This window comes from Desulfovibrio biadhensis, from assembly GCF_055388615.1.
In genome coordinates, this window is the sequence record NZ_AP042477.1 from 3626684 (window position 1) to 3642600 (window position 15917).

At 54.3% G+C, this 15917-nt stretch carries 19 protein-coding genes; 11 read left to right on the forward strand and 8 right to left on the reverse strand.

Going from position 1 to position 15917, the window contains the following annotated elements:
* Positions 1-180: 180 nt before the first annotated feature.
* From ACZ5EH_RS15695 to ACZ5EH_RS15705, 3 genes are all read right to left on the reverse strand, one after another.
* A complete protein-coding gene (locus tag ACZ5EH_RS15695) occupies positions 181-633 on the reverse strand; it encodes a GNAT family N-acetyltransferase (protein WP_464274812.1) in 453 nt (150 codons plus the stop codon).
* Positions 634-751: 118 nt separating this feature from the next.
* Positions 752-1393: a TetR/AcrR family transcriptional regulator gene (locus ACZ5EH_RS15700; protein WP_464274813.1), complete on the reverse strand. Its 642-nt coding sequence runs from the start codon at positions 1391-1393 to the stop codon at positions 752-754.
* Positions 1394-1419: 26 nt separating this feature from the next.
* Complete coding sequence (locus ACZ5EH_RS15705) at positions 1420-2493, reverse strand: C45 family autoproteolytic acyltransferase/hydolase (RefSeq protein ID WP_464274814.1); 1074 nt, start codon at positions 2491-2493, stop codon at positions 1420-1422.
* A 323-nt stretch (positions 2494-2816) separates the two neighbouring features.
* On the opposite strand from ACZ5EH_RS15705, the gene ACZ5EH_RS15710 reads away from it, so the two are divergent.
* From ACZ5EH_RS15710 to ACZ5EH_RS15730, 5 genes are all read left to right on the forward strand, one after another.
* A complete protein-coding gene (locus ACZ5EH_RS15710) occupies positions 2817-3311 on the forward strand; it encodes a DUF6653 family protein (RefSeq protein WP_464274815.1) in 495 nt (164 codons plus the stop codon).
* A 24-nt stretch (positions 3312-3335) separates the two neighbouring features.
* Entirely contained in the window at positions 3336-3707 is a 372-nt protein-coding gene (locus tag ACZ5EH_RS15715) for a hypothetical protein (protein WP_464274816.1), read from the forward strand.
* Between the two features lie 193 nt (positions 3708-3900).
* On the forward strand, positions 3901-5637 hold the full coding sequence (locus ACZ5EH_RS15720) for an aldehyde ferredoxin oxidoreductase C-terminal domain-containing protein (protein ID WP_464274817.1): 1737 nt from the start codon (positions 3901-3903) through the stop codon (positions 5635-5637).
* 66 nt (positions 5638-5703) lie between these two features.
* On the forward strand, positions 5704-6339 hold the full coding sequence (locus ACZ5EH_RS15725) for a hypothetical protein (protein ID WP_464274818.1): 636 nt from the start codon (positions 5704-5706) through the stop codon (positions 6337-6339).
* Positions 6336-6575 (forward strand): MoaD/ThiS family protein, encoded by a 240-nt coding sequence (locus ACZ5EH_RS15730; protein ID WP_464274819.1) that lies wholly within the window; start codon positions 6336-6338, stop codon positions 6573-6575. Before ACZ5EH_RS15725 ends, ACZ5EH_RS15730 begins: the two co-directional genes overlap by 4 nt.
* Before the next feature lie 3 nt (positions 6576-6578).
* On the opposite strand, the gene ACZ5EH_RS15735 is transcribed toward ACZ5EH_RS15730, so the two are convergent.
* Entirely contained in the window at positions 6579-7265 is a 687-nt protein-coding gene (locus ACZ5EH_RS15735) for a methyltransferase domain-containing protein (RefSeq protein WP_464274820.1), read from the reverse strand.
* 33 nt (positions 7266-7298) lie between these two features.
* Positions 7299-7853, reverse strand: coding sequence for an HD domain-containing protein (locus ACZ5EH_RS15740; RefSeq protein WP_464274821.1), 555 nt, complete (start codon positions 7851-7853; stop codon positions 7299-7301).
* Positions 7854-8058: 205 nt separating this feature from the next.
* Here ACZ5EH_RS15740 and ACZ5EH_RS15745 point away from each other — a divergent pair, with 205 nt between their 5' ends.
* The 4 genes from ACZ5EH_RS15745 (at position 8059) to ACZ5EH_RS15760 (ending at position 10606) form a co-directional block, all read left to right on the forward strand.
* Entirely contained in the window at positions 8059-8331 is a 273-nt protein-coding gene (locus ACZ5EH_RS15745; protein ID WP_464274822.1) for a hypothetical protein, read from the forward strand.
* Between the two features lie 193 nt (positions 8332-8524).
* Positions 8525-9184 carry a hypothetical protein gene (locus tag ACZ5EH_RS15750; protein WP_464274823.1) on the forward strand — a complete coding sequence of 220 codons (660 nt, stop codon included), beginning with the start codon at positions 8525-8527 and terminating at the stop codon, positions 9182-9184.
* 171 nt (positions 9185-9355) lie between these two features.
* Positions 9356-10132 (forward strand): DUF4198 domain-containing protein, encoded by a 777-nt coding sequence (locus ACZ5EH_RS15755; protein WP_464274824.1) that lies wholly within the window; start codon positions 9356-9358, stop codon positions 10130-10132.
* Positions 10133-10135: 3 nt separating this feature from the next.
* The gene (locus ACZ5EH_RS15760) at positions 10136-10606 is read left to right on the forward strand and encodes a hypothetical protein (protein WP_464274825.1); all 471 of its coding nucleotides are present in this window, start codon (positions 10136-10138) and stop codon (positions 10604-10606) included.
* Positions 10607-10675: 69 nt separating this feature from the next.
* Here the strand turns inward: ACZ5EH_RS15760 and ACZ5EH_RS15765 are convergent, their stop codons facing one another.
* From ACZ5EH_RS15765 to ACZ5EH_RS15775, 3 genes are all read right to left on the reverse strand, one after another.
* Positions 10676-11125: a metal-dependent hydrolase gene (locus ACZ5EH_RS15765; protein WP_464274826.1), complete on the reverse strand. Its 450-nt coding sequence runs from the start codon at positions 11123-11125 to the stop codon at positions 10676-10678.
* A 174-nt stretch (positions 11126-11299) separates the two neighbouring features.
* Positions 11300-11527 carry a hypothetical protein gene (locus ACZ5EH_RS15770; protein WP_464274827.1) on the reverse strand — a complete coding sequence of 76 codons (228 nt, stop codon included), beginning with the start codon at positions 11525-11527 and terminating at the stop codon, positions 11300-11302.
* 78 nt (positions 11528-11605) lie between these two features.
* Positions 11606-13699: a molybdopterin-dependent oxidoreductase gene (locus ACZ5EH_RS15775; protein WP_464274828.1), complete on the reverse strand. Its 2094-nt coding sequence runs from the start codon at positions 13697-13699 to the stop codon at positions 11606-11608.
* A 347-nt stretch (positions 13700-14046) separates the two neighbouring features.
* On the opposite strand from ACZ5EH_RS15775, the gene ACZ5EH_RS15780 reads away from it, so the two are divergent.
* A complete protein-coding gene (locus tag ACZ5EH_RS15780; protein ID WP_464274829.1) occupies positions 14047-14496 on the forward strand; it encodes a 4Fe-4S dicluster domain-containing protein in 450 nt (149 codons plus the stop codon).
* A 124-nt stretch (positions 14497-14620) separates the two neighbouring features.
* Complete coding sequence (locus ACZ5EH_RS15785; RefSeq protein WP_464274830.1) at positions 14621-15808, forward strand: sulfite exporter TauE/SafE family protein; 1188 nt, start codon at positions 14621-14623, stop codon at positions 15806-15808.
* The last annotated feature ends 109 nt before the right edge of the window (positions 15809-15917 follow it).

The following is a 15917-nucleotide window of genomic DNA, read 5'->3' on the forward strand; positions in this document are numbered from 1 at the left end:
TTAAGGGCGCAGAAGCGTTGTGGCGTCTCTCGATTTTGGAATACTGCGATGCCTGTGTTACAAATGTGCGACAGCCAAGTGAAGATTTTTGTGATAAAGCAATAAAATGTGCCTAAGGCACATTGATGCGTGAAAATATCAAGGCAGGAGAGGGGGATGGATCAGGAAAAGGTGGATGGATCAGGAAAAGGTGGATAAATCAAGGCGCAGATAGCGTACGCCGGGAAGGGGGTTGGGGTAATATGCTGAACAATCCACAAAGCCGAGACGTTCATACAGCGCCTGAGCACCGGCCATTATTTCCAAAGTGTCCAGAACCATGTGCCTGTATCCGGCGGCTTGCCCCCTGGATATAATAGAGGTGACCAACTGACGCCCCAGTCCTGCGCCGCGATATTGCGGCAGCACGTACAGCCGCTTCATCTCACAGCCTATAATGCCTTGGGGGCGCATGGCCACGCATCCTGCGGGGTGTTGGCCAGAAAGAGCCAGCAAGAGTGCTCCTTTCGGGGGGGCGTACTCTCCTGGAAGACCCGCCAGCTCCTCCTCAAAGTTTTGAAAACAGATGTCTATGCCCTCTTGCCCCAGCCAGTTCTCGTACGTGCGAAAGAGGGCGGCGACATGTTCGCACATGGGGTGTTCGTGGGCGTCTGCTATATGGAATGCATTTTCCGGGCGCATGGGTGCAGAGTGGTGGAAAACGTTGCGGAGCGCAAGGAGGGGGCGCAGATACTAACCTTACATATGAACGCTATGCGCCTTCCTGTTCCTTAATGGCGGCAAGCGCCGCCAGGGAGAAGCGCACCACATGATTCGCAAATGATTCCACGTCCTCGCCGAATGGTTTTCGTTCAGGCGCGGTGCCCTGGATAATGGACCAACCAAGGGCGCCGTAGAGTATCTGTGCGGTAATGCTGTATTCGCAGTCATCAATAACCGTGTCCGGAACACGGGGGCCAAGATATTCCCTGAGCAGGGAGCAGAGATAATCACGACCCGGCTTGAGGTGGCGGCTCACCATCGCAGCAAAGAAGGGCGAAGGGTTGCCCGCTTCTTTTATGAATATTTCATACAAATCCTTGTCCAGCCTGGTGTCGACGCAATAGTAGGCCCTGCACAAAAAGCGGATCATGCCGGCGATCTTTTCTTTTACTTCCAGTGCATCAGGGACAGCCGTGTCGCTTTCTTCCTTGAATTTTGCCGCCTCAAGGAACATGAACTCGAGAACCGCCTTGTATAGCTCCTGCTTGTTGCCAAAGTAGTAGACAACGGCGTTGAGGTTTTTGGCACCGGCACGCTCCACAATGTTGCGCACCGTTGCAGCCTGATAGCCATGTTCGGCAAACTCGCCCACTGCTGCCCGTAATATCTTTTCTTCTGTATCCTTGCTCATGTCTTTTTGTTCGTTATCCTGAAAGGTTATTGAGGCGTGAGTTCGTAGCGATTGTATTTGTTTGCACAGGGATTTCCCGTGGCAATGAACATGGCGCCCTCCTTCGGTAGCATGATAACCGACGCCACCGTGGAAGAGGGGGGCAATTGGGACTCTGGATCAACGTGGGCGCATATTCCCTTGGGGTGATTGTTGTGGTCGGATAAGAATTTTGCAACATGCTCAGTGGTTATAGCGCCATAGTGCGCATCCAACAGCTTTTTCATACGCGCATACCTGCGGGGAGAGTCGGGCACGAAAGGGAGGAAAACATCTTTGGGGGCATACCTTGCTGCAAGGTAATGATTGGTATGCACCAGCATGTCGCGCTCCGGGTACAGGATTTCATTACTGTGTAACCCCAGTTCAATGCTGATCATCTCGCCTTTACCGTTCGCCAGCACGTAGCTTGGCATGGTGGATTTGGCATTGGTAAAGGTGGAAAGGGCGTGTTCCAGCCGTTTCTGGCGAGACGCTCTGTTCATTATGAAACTGATGGGTATGCGTGGAGTGTCGGCATATTCCTGGGGCGTCACCGTCAAGGTGGACAGGATGCCGAACGGGGCCTCTGCTTCATGTGATGCAAGCGTGTATTCCCAAATCCCGCTCATGGAGAGGGATAATTGTTTAACTCCATTGGGCCAGGTGATCCGAAACAGCGCCACGGGGAGGTCAGGGTGCCAGTCCACATTTTGGGCAAGAATGGTCTGCGCCCCTTTTGTTGCAGCACCGCTTACTGCCAATGCAGTGCACATGCCTTGCGAAGCGCCCCCTGAGCAGAGGAGGTCAAAAAGGGAGCGAAGGGCGAAAATCGTTTCAAAATCAACCTTTGCCCCTGCTGAAAAACCGCGTAGAATTTCCACCCCTTCGGGGTCATAAGCGGTGGCCGCCTGCATGTATCTTTGAGCCGCTGCGACCACGGCGTCGGTGCTGCCATTGAAAAAGGCTGCGACTATGGACAGTTCGGTTGCGATGACCTGTTCAATCTCTTGGCTGAAGATTTCGCCCCATCCTTTGCCGATTTCAAAATAGCTTCCCTTGAGTTCGACGGGCGTGAGCATTTTACTCCTCCTGCTTGGTTGTTGCCCTTGGCGATACGTTCGCTAGCAACCTGTGCTTACTAGGATGTTGCGGCCATTTTTCAGGAATGACACCGATTTTTTGATACGCATGTATTAATACACGCGTATTAGATTTGGGTCAAGGGGAGTTGCAAAAAACTTTTACGCTCGCGCAAGGGGATGCCTGAATACAATTTCGCAGGGGGCGGAGTGCGTGCTCCTGGTAAACAACTTTCGAAGCTCTGCTGGCAAAAGTTTCTGGCACACAAGGACATTCTGCCTTAAGAAAGGGGAATAATGAAATTTTGCCTGGAGACGCAGACATGAAGCGCACCTACCTGATGCGTGAGGATACCTGGGAGCGCCACGCCAATCCGTGGAGTGTCTGGACAAGGGCAGCCACACTGCCCTTTTTGTATCTCGCGGTATGGTCTCATCTCTGGATAGGTGGGTGGTTTGTGTTGCCCCTGGTCGGCATTTGCATCTGGCTGGGCGTGAATCCCGGCCTGTTTCCACGGCCGCGCAATACGGAAACCTGGTCCAGCAAGTGCACCTTTGGCGAGCGACTGTGGGCAAGGCGAAAGGAATTGGATATGCCCGCGCATTTTTCGCGGGTGGTGTTTCTGCTGCAAGCATTGGCAGGAGGCGGCTTTCTTCTTGGCCTTATTGCCAGTTGGCGGGGGGCTTTCTGGCCGATGCTGTTGGGGCTTGTTTTTGCTTATCTGGGCAAGTTCTGGTTTCTCGATCGCATGGTCTGGCTGTTTGAATTGCAGGTGGAAAAAGATCCAAAACTGCAGAAGTGGGTTCGTAAGGAATAATAATTTTCAGGAATGGAGGTAAAAATGAGGTCATTTGCAAAGCGGAGCATGTTTCTGTTGGCTTTGGTTGCCCTTTTAGGGGGCGTATTTTGTTCCCAGGCTGTGGCTGATGCAGACATGAAGGTGCATATGGTTGTCGTCAACGCGCTGGGTAGGGTGACCGTTCAAGATTACGAAGCCCTGGAGCAAATGTTTTTGGAGAATGCCGGGGGCTATACCATTCTCCCCAACACGGCGGGGGGCTCTCTGCACGACGGCAACGTCACCCGTGAGGAGAGCACCACGTATCTGGTTGCCGCAAAGACTGACATTTCTGCAGCCATCAAATCGTTCATCGCCGATAATGGGAAGTTTGACGAACCGTTCATTCTCGTGTGGGATGCTGTAAGAAAATAACCCCTGCCATAAAATGGATGCCCCCCCCGGCCCCTGCTATTTGTGGGGTTCCGGGGGTTTTATTTCTGCCGATAAATGTTAATTTAAGCATAAAACTGTTGTCCTCTAAAGTTTGAAATGGTAAGTTTTGGTTCGAAGTTGTTTGAAATATACGTCGAACTATTTGAAACCAAAGTTAATTGTGGAGGACGTAATGGAAACGATACTGCGTATCGACATGGGCGCTGCTGGTGGCCCTCAAGTGAGCGAAGAAACCCTGGGCGAGTACGCCGGGTTGGGCGGACGCGCTCTCACATCTGCCATCATAAACAAGGAAGTGCCTGCTGACTGCCACGCACTGGGCCCTGAGAATAAGCTGGTGTTCTGCCCAGGTCTGCTGACCGGCACCGCAGCAGCCAACTCTGGCCGCCTTTCTGTAGGGTGCAAGAGCCCGCTGACCGGCGGCATCAAGGAAGCCAATGCTGGCGGCCAGGCCGGCCAGATTCTGGGTAAGCTTGGTTATGCTGCTGTAGTTTTGGAAGGCGAAGGTCCTGAGGAAGGCATGTACGTCATCCGCATCAACAAGGATGGTGTGAAGATCGAGCGCGACGACAGCGTTTCCATGCTCACCAACTATCAGCTGATGGACAAGTACCTGGATGAATACCTGAAAAACGGCAGCATGATTTCCATCGGCACCGCTGGTGAAATGCGCATGGCCAACTCCACCATTGCCGTTACCGACCCCGAAGGACGCCCCACCCGTCATGCAGGGCGCGGCGGTGTTGGCGCTGTCATGGGCGTCAAGAAAGTAAAGGTCATCCTTGTGGACGCGGCAGGCACTAAAATGCGCCAGCCCGCGAACCCCGATGCCTTCAAGGCAGCCAACAAGCTGTTTGTGGAAGGCCTGAAGAAGCACCCTGTAACGGGTGAAGGACTTCCCGCATACGGCACCAACGTTCTGACTAACGTCATCAACGAAGCCGGCGCCTATCCTGGATACAACTTCTCCAAAGGGCATGTGGATGAAGCCGTGAAGCTGAGCGGCGAAGCCCAGGCGGAGCTTGAGACCAAGCGTGGCGGCAACCCCACCCATGGCTGCCACCGCGGTTGCGTTATGAAGTGCTCCGGCATCTATCATGACGCCGATGGCAACTACCTGACCAAGCAGCCCGAGTATGAGACCGTGTGGTCCCACGGCGGCAACTGCGGTATTTTCGATCTGGATGTCGTCGCCATGCTGGACCGTATGGATGATGACTACGGCTTGGATACCATTGAAATGGGCGCAACCATCGGTGTTGCCATGGAAGCCGGCGTCATTCCCTTTGGCGACGCTGAAGGCGCCATCCGCCTGGTGAAGGAAGTTGGCGAAGGCACCCCCATGGGACGCATCCTGGGTGCAGGTACCGCCGCCGCTGCCAAGGCTTTCGGCATTGAGCGCGCCCCTGTCGTGAAAAATCAGGCCATGCCGGCTTACGACCCCCGCGGCGTCAAGGGCGTTGGCGTTACCTACGCCACCACCCCCATGGGTGCAGACCACACCGCCGGTTATGCCGTTGCCACCAACATCCTGAAGGTGGGCGGCGATGTGGATGCGCTTTCCGCCACTGGTCAGGCAGAGCTCTCCCGCAACCTCCAGATCGCCACTGCCGCTGTGGACGCCACGGGCATGTGCCTGTTCATCGCTTTTGCGGTTCTGGATCAGCCCGAGACCTTCCAGGCGCTCATCGATCTGCTCAACGCCCAGTACGACTGGAATCTGACGGCAGATGACGTAGTGGAATACGGCAAGGGCATTCTGCGCAACGAGCGCGACTTCAATGCACGCGCCGGCTTTACCAAGTTTGATGACAGACTCCCGCGTTACTTCCGTCGCGAGAAGCTGGCGCCCCATGGCGTCACCTTCGACGTGAGCGACGAAGAGCTGGATTCCGTCTTCAACTTCTAGTCAAACGTCACAACAAAGGGCGGCTGGGCTCTGGCCCTCCGCCCCTTTTCAAGGTATCCCACCTGCATGGAATACGAACGCATAGCACTACTGGATATTGCCGAGGACAAGTTGCGCCTGCTCAACCCGCTGCTGGAAAGCGGTGTTGGTCTGCAATCCCGCAATGGTGTGAGCCTGGGGGAATTCCTTATTCTGGACGCAGGGCTTGATCCTGGTTTTGCCGCAGAACGGGTGCAAACTGTGTTTTGCGATTGCCGCCCTGTTGATGATGTGGAAACTGCACGGGTGCACGATGGGTGTGTTGTCGCGCTTTCGGCAGCCATGCCGGGCCTGGTTGGCGCTGTAATGCGTAAAGCCGGCCCGCTTTCCAAATTGCGCGAATCCATCAGCCAGCAAAAGGAAGTGGAAGCGTGCGACAACGAAGCGCGCCCTGTTGTGGTGTGGCTCAAAATATTCAATCTGTTGCGACAGGAACTGGCTGCACATCTGTTCCGCAGAGGCGTGCTGCTGCCCATGACACGGGCTGCGGAGGTGTTGCGCGAATTGCCCCCTGAGTTTTGGGAAGGGAGCAAGGGGATATCCGTTCGGGGGCGCCGTCTTGACCCCACGACGCATGAACTGGGGTTTCCTCAGTCCGATGATTTGGTGTTGCTTGAAGTACGTGCGCCAGAGGATGCAGGGGAAGAGGAGGGAAATGCATGATGCGAATTCATGTCAAATGCTTCGCCACCCTGTCCAAATACCAGCCCGCCCCCCCGGAGCTGGAATTGCCAGAGGGCGCCACCATCGCAGATGTCTTGGCAGCGCTTGGACTGAGCAAGGGCGATGGCAGCAAACAGGTGCGTCTGATTTTTTGCAATAACGCCCATGTCGGGCTGGAGCGCCCCCTGCAGGATGGAGACAAGGTCGGTTTGTTTCCGGCAGTCGGGGGCGGTTAGCTTTTATTTATAAAATCTCAGAAACTTCCGCAGTTTTTCATGCCCTTTGTTGGGTGGTGTGATTATTTCCACCTGCCAGCGGGGGGCGTAGAAATCCAATACGTACTTCATGATGTGAAAAACGCCTTGCGAGACCGGCGCATCCGGATACAAGGCCAGGAACGCATCCTCCTCCATACCCAGGTCCGCACGTATGTCGTACTCGCGGCGTACGGTCAGCAGCAATTCCTTTTCGGTGAATTGTTCCACGTATTCCAGTAGTTCCAGAATGCGTCCGGAACGCGTGTACCCCTTGCCGATGAACTCCACCAGCATCACCATGTCAAAGAGACGCCCTTGCAACGGTGAGGGGCGTTCGTGGAAATCAAGAGGCATGAAATCCACCGCGTCCAGTCCGAATATGGAGCGCAAAATGCGGGCGCCTTCCAAGGCTGCAGGGTCAAAGTCCACGCCCAGTACGTCGCGCGCACCAAGGCGTCTGGCTTCAAAGCTGAAAAAGCCGAAGTTGCACCCCATGTCTACAACGCTTTTTCCCGAGAAGTCAGCGCGACGGAAATCAGCCAGTGTTTCCAGGGCTAATGGCTCGAATCCCTCTACTACGACATTGAGGTCTTCATCATATATGGTTCGGTAAATGCGCTCCACCGGCAGTTTGGCTACATGTTCCCGCAAAGGGGCGAAACGGTCCATCTACATCTCCGGGGTTGTTGGTTCAAACAAAAGCTAAGGACTGCACAGCCGGTGCATCTCCTCAAAGCGCGCCAAGGGGGCCTCACCATACGCCGCAACCGTGCGGCGCACCTGCTCCAAGGGTTTTTCAAACCAAACTTTGCCAGGTGTCTTGGAAAAAAATAGATCTGCCCAGCAGACGAGTTTTTCTTCGACGCTTTTGGGTAGCATGTCCCGCACAGGGAGCGGCAGGCCGTTGGCTTCAATCTCACTGGCCAGAATGCCTGCCCCTACATGGTTTTCGGCCACCAGGGCGTGTTCCGGCAAACCTTTGGCTACAAGAATCCTGCGCCCCTCTATGCCATGCATGAGATAGGGCAATTCACCGTGACAATGGATATTGGGCGCGTTTACTCGCAGTATTCCGATATCGTGAAGTAACGCAGCTTCTTCCACAAAGCGAAGCCTCTGTTCGTTCAGCCCCAAAGCCGCACCCGCAGCGATGGCCTTGCCGGCCACCAGGGTGGCGTGGGGCATGTAGACAGCAAAGAGGGGAGACGCGGGGGGAATCAGCTCGCTAATTATTTCGTAAGGTCTGGTCAGTTCCATGGAAAAATTTAATTTTTGTGGTGGGACGCACAAAAGTGCACTGGGCAGGTATATCGCGTACACAGTGGCATTGCCCTTGCGGGGCGAAGCTGTCAAGATGTATGCAAGGGCATCTGGTACTGACGATGCCGAGAGATGTACCAGTGGGTGGCGGCAACCGCGCAAGCGGTTGCTTTTATGGCAGCGGCAAAGGTGGGGCTACCGCATGAGTAGAACAGCTGTAATCATTCTGGCGATAGGCGTCGGGCTGCTTTTTGTCACGGCCCTTTTCCCCCCATGGGTGATTTTTACCAAAGGGCCCTCCGGCGGTACGGAATTGCCCTACGGCTATACATTTCTCTTTACCACGCCTGAGCCCGACAGCCCGCTGGTCTCCATACGTATCGATTTCTTCACGCTTTTTCTTGAATGGCTGGGCGTAATTGCTCTTACTGGCCTGGCTTACTTTCTTGAATGGCGGCGTTTCAGACGTAAATAGCAACAACTTTCCATTCGTTTTGTTTCGCTACCTCAGATATGCCAGTGTGATGTCTGCATTGCTGTCTGCCATTGTACGAGGCAATGGTGCGGCTTGCATACGCTCGTTGAATAGCTTTTGTTTTTGAGGTATGTGTAGCGTAAGGTGTGAGTGGAAACACCATGTTACCGAAACAAATGGGGAGGGGGACTTCATGAAAAAAGTGCTGTTGTTGTGCGTTGCTGCAGTGTTGTTTTTTCAGGTGGGCGCAGCGCAAGCATTCTCCTGGCAGTTCAAGGCGCACAATCCAAACATGCAGGTGTTGGAACGGGAAATAAACGCCATGTTCGCCAGCGGTTATGTTCCTGTAGGGATGTCGTTTCTCCAGGGGGAGTGCAACATCCTTTACTTGAATGTAGGCGATACCCCTCAAGGGTGGTATTTGGAGAAGTACGCTGACCAGTACCAGTTGGAGCAAGGCCTCAACAGAATGGCCAATAACGGGTACACCCCCATGGGGCTTTCGCAATACAGAGGGGATTTTTGGGTCATCTATATTCTGGATGACCAACCTATCAACCAGTGGGCCATAATCACTTCAAGGCTTTCGTTGCAGAGTCTGAAGAATGAAATCCAGCCTTATGTGAATCAGGGAATGTTGCCCTTTGGCATGGGCTCCACCTCGCAACAATTTTTAACACTCCTTGTCAATTCGCCCACTATGAGCGCTTCCGAATGGGTCATCGAGGGGTATCGTTTGGACCGAAACGTCATCCAGCAAGGGCTGGACAGGAATATCAATATGGGTCGTGTGCCTTGGGGATTCCTGCATCATGCCGGACAAATCTATGTCGTGTATTTGCGCCCTTCCTGATAGCGCCTAAACGTCTGACACGCACACACCGCCTTCTGGTCCAGCACCGGAAGGCGTTTTTTTTGTTGGTATGCCCTGAGAATGTTACCCAAAGTTTATTGACACAGGTTTTTGTGAAGTATACCAAGGATAGCACAATTTTGACTTTCATACACAAAAGAGGAGAATGAAATGACAAAGGGTAACAGTGTTGTGCTTGCTCTCGCACTTGTGTTGGGACTGCTGCTGCATGCGCAGGTTTCCAGCGCACATGAGTTCATAGTGGTGCCGCAATCTTGGAAGGCATACACGGCAGGGCAGAAACTGCCCGTAAGTGTAGTTTCCTCCCACGTATTCATGAAAAGTGAGGAGTTGGAAATCGCAGAAAAAGTGGCTGTAAGCTACAACAGCAAAGATGTGCCGGTTGTGGCGAACGAAGCGTATGCCACCTATGACGGTGTTGTGACGCTGGAGGGACCTGGCGCCGCCATGATCCGCGGGCATCGCAAGGGCGATATCTGGAGCAAAACCACCCAAGGTATGAAGCGTGGCGGTCGCGATACCCTGGAGGGTGTTGTCGAGGCGCGTTTGTACGAAAAATTCTGCAAAACACTGCTCCCCGTCGATGGCAGCAGTGAGGGCTGGGACGCCATAGTCGGAGACGCCCTGGAAATAGTACCCCTTGATAATCCTTTGGAGGCAAAGGCCGGCGATGTCATACGGGTAAGAATTTTGTTCAATGGCAAGCCCGTTCTGCCGGAGATGGTCACCGCGACCTACGACGGTTTCACTGATCTGCCCAACTCCTACGCTTTTTTTACAGAACCCTATGGTGAGGGCGAGGCTGCAATCACCCTTACGGAACCTGGATTTTGGATGATCCGCGTTCAGTATGCTGCTCCTGTAGAGGGTAAGGATTACGAAAAGCACATCATTCGCTCCGTCTTGGCTTTTCCTGTTGCGGAGTAGCAGGTGCGCTGGTTTTATATTCTTGTGCTGACGGCCTTGACCTTGCCGGCTCTGGGGCAGCAGGTGGAGGCCCACGGTGCTGGAGGCGTTTCCAGGCTGGAAGGAAAATCGGTAGTGACCTGTTTTCAGTATTCCACAGGCGAGGCTCTGGCTTATGCCTCGGTACTTGTTTTTGCGCCGCATGACGCAAAACTGGAATTCCAGAATGGACGTGCTGACAAGAACGGGTGCTTTGTCTTTTTGCCGGATACCTCCGGGGAATGGCGAATCATAGCGGAAGACGGCATGGGGCACAGGGTCGACCAGGCTGTGCCGGTGGCGGATGGTGGCCAGGAAGGCAAAGAAGCTGTGCAACAGGCGGCTGTCAGTGGGAGCAGCGTTCCCAAGTGGCTGGGTATACTTTGTGGGATCAGCCTGATCCTAAACGTTTTTACCTTGCCACGGGTGCTACGCAGGAAAAAGCAACACTCATAGGGATATATACAGGAAAGCACACGCCGCCTTCTGGTCCAGTACCGGAAGGCGGTTTTTATTTAGGAAAAGTCAGAACTCCCTGTCTAGTGCAAGGTGGGAGAAATAGCCAAGCACGGCAGCGGCGAAGTAGGGTGCCAGGCTTTGCCAGGTGAACTGGAACAACACCAGGGGAAGCGCAAGGATGACCAGGGGCACCAGGATCATGGCCCACCATGTGTGGGTCCACCCGCGGTGATTGCCAATGGCTGGCAGCATGGCCACAAGGCCAACAATGGCCGCCCATTTGTATTGCTGGTTAATGATCAAGACCATGTCCACCCCCGCCAAAAGTCCATAAAACAAGGGGCGTCCCTTGGAACTTGTGTCCACATCCGGGAACAGTGCGGCCAACAGACAGGTGGCAACCAGGGCCGCGGCCTGAAGCGGTTCCGGATGGTAGGGCCCCATAGTATAGAGCGCGGTGAGCGCCCCCCCTGCAAGAACGGCGGCGCCGGTGAGATGTACTTTGTAACCTGGCATGCGTTCTTTTAGCCTGAGGACGCAGGAAAGACAAGCATATGGAGCGGTTGGGAAAGCTGGATAAAACTCTACCAAATGGGTGTAGAATATGGACGCACTACGAGAAGGGGATGGAAAGAGGCGACGCGCTGGGAGCGCGCCTGCCAAATACCTCAGATACCCAAAAGGATGTGTCTACTCTTCGTCACCTGCAGACATCTCGGTCTCGCGGTATTCCGGGTTGCTGCAATTTTCTGCTTCGCTGGCCTTGTGCACTTCCATGCCATCGCGGGTTTTTTCGTAGACAAAGCGCTTCCAGCAGGCGTTGCAAATCTTGAATTTGGGTTTGAATGTGCCATCAAAGGCCACTTCATTGCTGCTCGAACAGTGGGGGCAATTCACGGCAATCATCTGGTCGCTCATAGGGGCCTCCCATGTGTTTAGGTGAGGCGCCCCTGCGCTGCCGGGGGTGTAGGGCAGCGCAGGAGCGCGTTAGCAAGGTTAACGGATGGGTTCCACGCTGACAAAATGCTCCTGCATGGCAATTGCACCGCCTGCCTTGTCGTAGTTCTCTATTCCTGAATCCATGAGGGCGTTGTCCGCCACTCCCTTGCCGGCTGCGCGGCTTTCAACGGGCAGTGTGTGGCCGAACCCATGGATCATGAAAACACATTCGGGGTGAATGTGTTCGGTGACAAAAGCCTTGATTTTGCCGGAATGCTTGGAGCTGCTGATCTGGACATATTCGCCGTCTTCAATGCCTTTGGCTGCAGCAACGTCCTTGTTGATCCAGAGCAGGTTCTCAGGCATTTGCTCGTAGAGCAGGGGGTTGTTGACAGTGTGCCCTTGCGTGTGCAAGCCGCAGCGGCCAAAGGTGATGCGGAAGCGGTCCTTCTCAGGTCCTTTCGGGGATTCATAGGGCTTGAGAGAGGGGATGCCGTCGGCTTCGAGCTTTTCATCAATGCACTGTATAAAGCCGGAAGGAGTCTTGAACGACCCTTTTTCCGCTTTTCGATACAAGGGCTTGTCCGCCAGTTCCACAAAACCCTTGGCGTCAAAATCCTCAATGCTTACACCGGTATCTTGCAGCTGGTAGTTCCAGATGTCTTCGATCTTGTCGAAGGCAAGGGGGTCCAGCCCCATGCGCTTGGCCAAGCCGCAGTAGATTTCCCATTCGCTTTTGCTGTTGAAGCGTGGCTCCAGTGCCTTTTTGCGAACAAAGAACTGTGGCTTGAGCCCGTTTTTACTGGCGATGGTGCTTTCCCGCTCAAGGTAAGGAGAAAGGGGCAGTACAACATCAGAATACCAGGCCGTGTCAGACCAGGAAAAGGTCACGGAAACGAGCAGGTCCAGATTCTTCCATTTCTCGCGGACTTCAGCAGGGTCGGGGAAGGCCATCAAGGGGTCGTGCCTGTGGGCGATATAGGCCTTGATCGGGTAGGGCTTGCCAGTGACTATGGCGTCGTAGGCAAGATTGACCAGCCCCGGGCCGGAATCAAAGTGCTTGCGCTCTTCCTCCCAGCCGACACCGTCCACGCGCTTGCCCTGCGGCTTTGGAAAAAGATCCATGAGCTGTTTGAGGCCTTTGCGCCCAAATAAGCCGGGATTGTTGACGAAGGGCAGGCCGCCCTTTGCGCCGACAGAGCCCAGCAGCGCGTTGATGAGGTACGCTGTACGGGAAACATAGAAGGAATCGCTGTACCGGGCTGTCATCCACCCCGGGTGCCAGATAACGGAAGGCGCTGCACCGGCGAGCTGCCACACGAAATACTCGAGGGCCTCGGTTTTGACTCCGGTTTCCTTCTCTGCCCATTGCGGTGTATAGGGCTCTACAAAGGCTTTGAGTTTGTCCAGGTCCTTGATGAGCGCTTCTGCGTAAGGCTTGTTGTAAATGTCTCGATACAAGAGCAGGTGGATCACGGCGAGGTTGAACGCGTAATCCGTACCCGGTCGGATAAGGAAGAAATTGTTTGCCTTTGCAGCGGTCACATTTGCGCGGATATCAATGACCGTAAGCTTGCAGCCGTTGCCCATGGCGTCCAGAAGGTCATTCACTTCCTTGACGTTTATGGCTTCGAAAATGTTGCGGCTCTGCAAAACAACATGGTTGCTGTTCTTTAGATCGTAGGCCACGGATTTGCGGCCAAAGCCAAATACGGACAATGCGGCGTGCTGTACATTGCGCGCGCAGGCTGCATCGTGATTGCAGTAGTTCGGCGTGTTGATTCCACGAAGAAACGCTCTGTACACATCACGAAAAGGACCACCACGGTCTGAAAACAATACAGACTGATCGCCGTGCTCCTTGCGAATGGAATTCAGGCGTTCAGCAATGTAATCAAACGCTTCGTCCCAGCTGACATTGCGCCACTTGCCTTCACCGCGCTCCCCTTCGCGAATCATGGGCTGTTGCGGCCGCTCATCGTCAGCAATAAGAGCTGGACCAGCAGCCCCACGGGCGCAAAGAGCGCCTTTCAGACCTGCAGCATGGGGATTGCCGATAACGCTGGTGCAAACGTTGTCTTCCACGGTTGCTTTGATCGGGCAGCGCACGGTGCACATGCCGCAGACACTGTATACTTCTTTTTTGCCCATCTTGCTCTCTCCTGCGGTGTCGAATCAGACATTAACAAATATTCATCGTCCAAAAGACTTTTCTACCTGTTACCCATTTAGCAAGGCTGTGGGCGGGTGGCAAGGAAAAATCCATGTGAAAAAAAGAACTTAACTGATGCTTATATCGCTGAAAATAAGAAAAAAATGTACTTTTCATGAGAAAAAAATAACAAGCACGATTATGCTTGACAAAGACTCTGCAATATTGTCTTCGGGTATTGACGAGAAAGGGTGGTTGCGGTTCGATAGTGGGCAGGCAGGCTTCTACGACAGTTATTTTTCTGCTGAAGAAGCTGTAACACGATCAGCATGAAGACAGGTGAATCATGAGTAAATATCGTATCAAGCTTGATAAGGGCAGGTGCATCAGCTGTCACGCCTGTGAAGTGCACTGTAAGTTGAAGAACAACGTGCCTCAGGGGTTGCAGCTGAACAGGATAATTGTTTCCGGGCCGGAAACGGATAAGAACGGAAAGCTCACGTACAGCACCAAATACCAGCCATGTTTTCACTGCAAAAAGCCCGAATGCGTGCCGGCCTGCCCAACAGGCGCCATGACCATTCGTGAAGAGGATGGCCTGGTTTATGTGAAAACGGAGCTGTGTGACGGTTGCAAAAACTGTATTGAGGCCTGCCCCTGGAGCGTGCCGCAGTACAATGAGGCAACCGGCAAAATAATGAAGTGCGATTACTGTATGGATCGTATTGATCAGGGCCTGGACCCGGCGTGTGTTACCGGATGTACTGGCCATGCCCTGACGTTTGTACGGCCATAGCAGATGAGCGTCTGCGCTGCATGTGCTGCGGCGAGGCACGATACAACAGACGTGGACGCAATAAGATGTATCCAAGATGAAGGGATGTTCCCTTCAAAACGCTGACAGGCTGAGGTGTGACAGGATGTATGACAAGACCATTCGCAAGGAGGGTGGGTCTGTGACTCTGAACAAACGGTTTCTACTGTTAGGGCTGGCTGTCGTTGCAGTCGTTTTGCTTTTTCACAGCAACAGCTGGGCTGTTGAAGGACTGGATCAGGCTATCGAGCAGGCCAAGGCGGCCGGTAAGATCGATGCTGCTGCAGAGCCCGGCTATTTGGGCATTCCTGGGGCGCCCCCGATCAACCTTATCATTGGTCTGATCTGGGCGGTCTGGGTAGGTTGGATTTTCTCGACGGTTGGCGCTTTCGGCGGCATCATGGCTGGTGTCGGCCACATCACGGTTTACGGTCTTGGCGACTATGCCAAGAGTTTTGGCAAGGACCTGCAGATCAACAAGGTCGTCACCGACTCCATCCGCGTATCCAACCAGTGGCTCGTGGGGTGTTCGGCCGGTCTTTCGACCTTTAACTACTACAAGATGGGGCGCTTGGTGCTGCCGCTGGGCGTGGCGCTGGCCATCGGCTCCGTGGCCGGTAGCTGGCTGGTTCCCATCCTCACCGCCGGTAAGATCAACCTGAAGGCCTACATCGGCTACTTCGGGCTGTTTGTGCTCTTCCTGGGGTGCTACCTGTTCTACGAAACCACCCCTGCTGGTCAGCGCAAGAAAAAGGCTGCCAAGGCGGCTGCACAGGCCTTCCAGGAAAGCGTGAAAGCCCAGCGTGAAGGCGGCGCTGTGGACATGGCTGAAATGGGCGTCAAGGTTAAGAAATTCTCCCCGACCCGTTGCGAATTCACCTTCTTCGGCGTCGAGTTCAGCTTCAACCCCCTGATTCCTGTTATCGGCGGTTTCATCATCGCTGCTCTGGCCTCCTTCCTGGGCGTTGGCGGCGGCTTCCTGCTCGTGCCCTTCCTGACCTCCGTTGCTGGCCTGCCCATGTATCTGGTCGCCGGTACCTCGGCCATGGCGGTTTTCATCGGCATGATCAACTCCATCGCCAGCTACATGATTGCTAAGAGCACTCCGGTTCAGTGGAGCCTGGTCGGCGCCGAGCTCGTTGGTATCGTGATCGGCTCCCTTATTGGCCCCCGTACGTCCAAGTATATACCGGACATCTGGCTGAAGCGCCTCTTCATCGTTCTCGCTGTCTATGTGGGCCTGCGCTACACCACCAAGGGCTTCCTGGGCTACAGCATAGTGCCCCCGTACTAAATCGTTACGAAGACGTGAACTGCAAGGCCGTGCGGCGCGAGCCGTACGGCCTTTTTTCATGCTTGATTTCCGGTCGTGTCCGGTCCATGCTTGGATTGACCGGGCAGCC

Excerpts from the sequence above, each read along its gene's own strand:
- ACZ5EH_RS15785 (WP_464274830.1), top strand. The coding sequence starts at position 14,621 with ATGTATGACAAGACCATTCGCAAGGAGGGTGGGTCTGTGACTCTGAAC.
- ACZ5EH_RS15720 (WP_464274817.1), top strand. The coding sequence starts at position 3,901 with ATGGAAACGATACTGCGTATCGACATGGGCGCTGCTGGTGGCCCTCAA.
- ACZ5EH_RS15765 (WP_464274826.1), bottom strand. The coding sequence starts at position 11,125 with ATGCCAGGTTACAAAGTACATCTCACCGGCGCCGCCGTTCTTGCAGGG.
- ACZ5EH_RS15725 (WP_464274818.1), top strand. The coding sequence starts at position 5,704 with ATGGAATACGAACGCATAGCACTACTGGATATTGCCGAGGACAAGTTG.
- ACZ5EH_RS15740 (WP_464274821.1), bottom strand. The coding sequence starts at position 7,853 with ATGGAACTGACCAGACCTTACGAAATAATTAGCGAGCTGATTCCCCCC.
- ACZ5EH_RS15770 (WP_464274827.1), bottom strand. The coding sequence starts at position 11,527 with ATGAGCGACCAGATGATTGCCGTGAATTGCCCCCACTGTTCGAGCAGC.
- ACZ5EH_RS15730 (WP_464274819.1), top strand. The coding sequence starts at position 6,336 with ATGATGCGAATTCATGTCAAATGCTTCGCCACCCTGTCCAAATACCAG.
- ACZ5EH_RS15710 (WP_464274815.1), top strand. The coding sequence starts at position 2,817 with ATGAAGCGCACCTACCTGATGCGTGAGGATACCTGGGAGCGCCACGCC.
- ACZ5EH_RS15775 (WP_464274828.1), bottom strand. The coding sequence starts at position 13,699 with ATGGGCAAAAAAGAAGTATACAGTGTCTGCGGCATGTGCACCGTGCGC.
- ACZ5EH_RS15750 (WP_464274823.1), top strand. The coding sequence starts at position 8,525 with ATGAAAAAAGTGCTGTTGTTGTGCGTTGCTGCAGTGTTGTTTTTTCAG.
- ACZ5EH_RS15715 (WP_464274816.1), top strand. The coding sequence starts at position 3,336 with ATGAGGTCATTTGCAAAGCGGAGCATGTTTCTGTTGGCTTTGGTTGCC.
- ACZ5EH_RS15705 (WP_464274814.1), bottom strand. The coding sequence starts at position 2,493 with ATGCTCACGCCCGTCGAACTCAAGGGAAGCTATTTTGAAATCGGCAAA.
- ACZ5EH_RS15700 (WP_464274813.1), bottom strand. The coding sequence starts at position 1,393 with ATGAGCAAGGATACAGAAGAAAAGATATTACGGGCAGCAGTGGGCGAG.
- ACZ5EH_RS15745 (WP_464274822.1), top strand. The coding sequence starts at position 8,059 with ATGAGTAGAACAGCTGTAATCATTCTGGCGATAGGCGTCGGGCTGCTT.
- ACZ5EH_RS15695 (WP_464274812.1), bottom strand. The coding sequence starts at position 633 with ATGTGCGAACATGTCGCCGCCCTCTTTCGCACGTACGAGAACTGGCTG.
- ACZ5EH_RS15755 (WP_464274824.1), top strand. The coding sequence starts at position 9,356 with ATGACAAAGGGTAACAGTGTTGTGCTTGCTCTCGCACTTGTGTTGGGA.
- ACZ5EH_RS15735 (WP_464274820.1), bottom strand. The coding sequence starts at position 7,265 with ATGGACCGTTTCGCCCCTTTGCGGGAACATGTAGCCAAACTGCCGGTG.
- ACZ5EH_RS15780 (WP_464274829.1), top strand. The coding sequence starts at position 14,047 with ATGAGTAAATATCGTATCAAGCTTGATAAGGGCAGGTGCATCAGCTGT.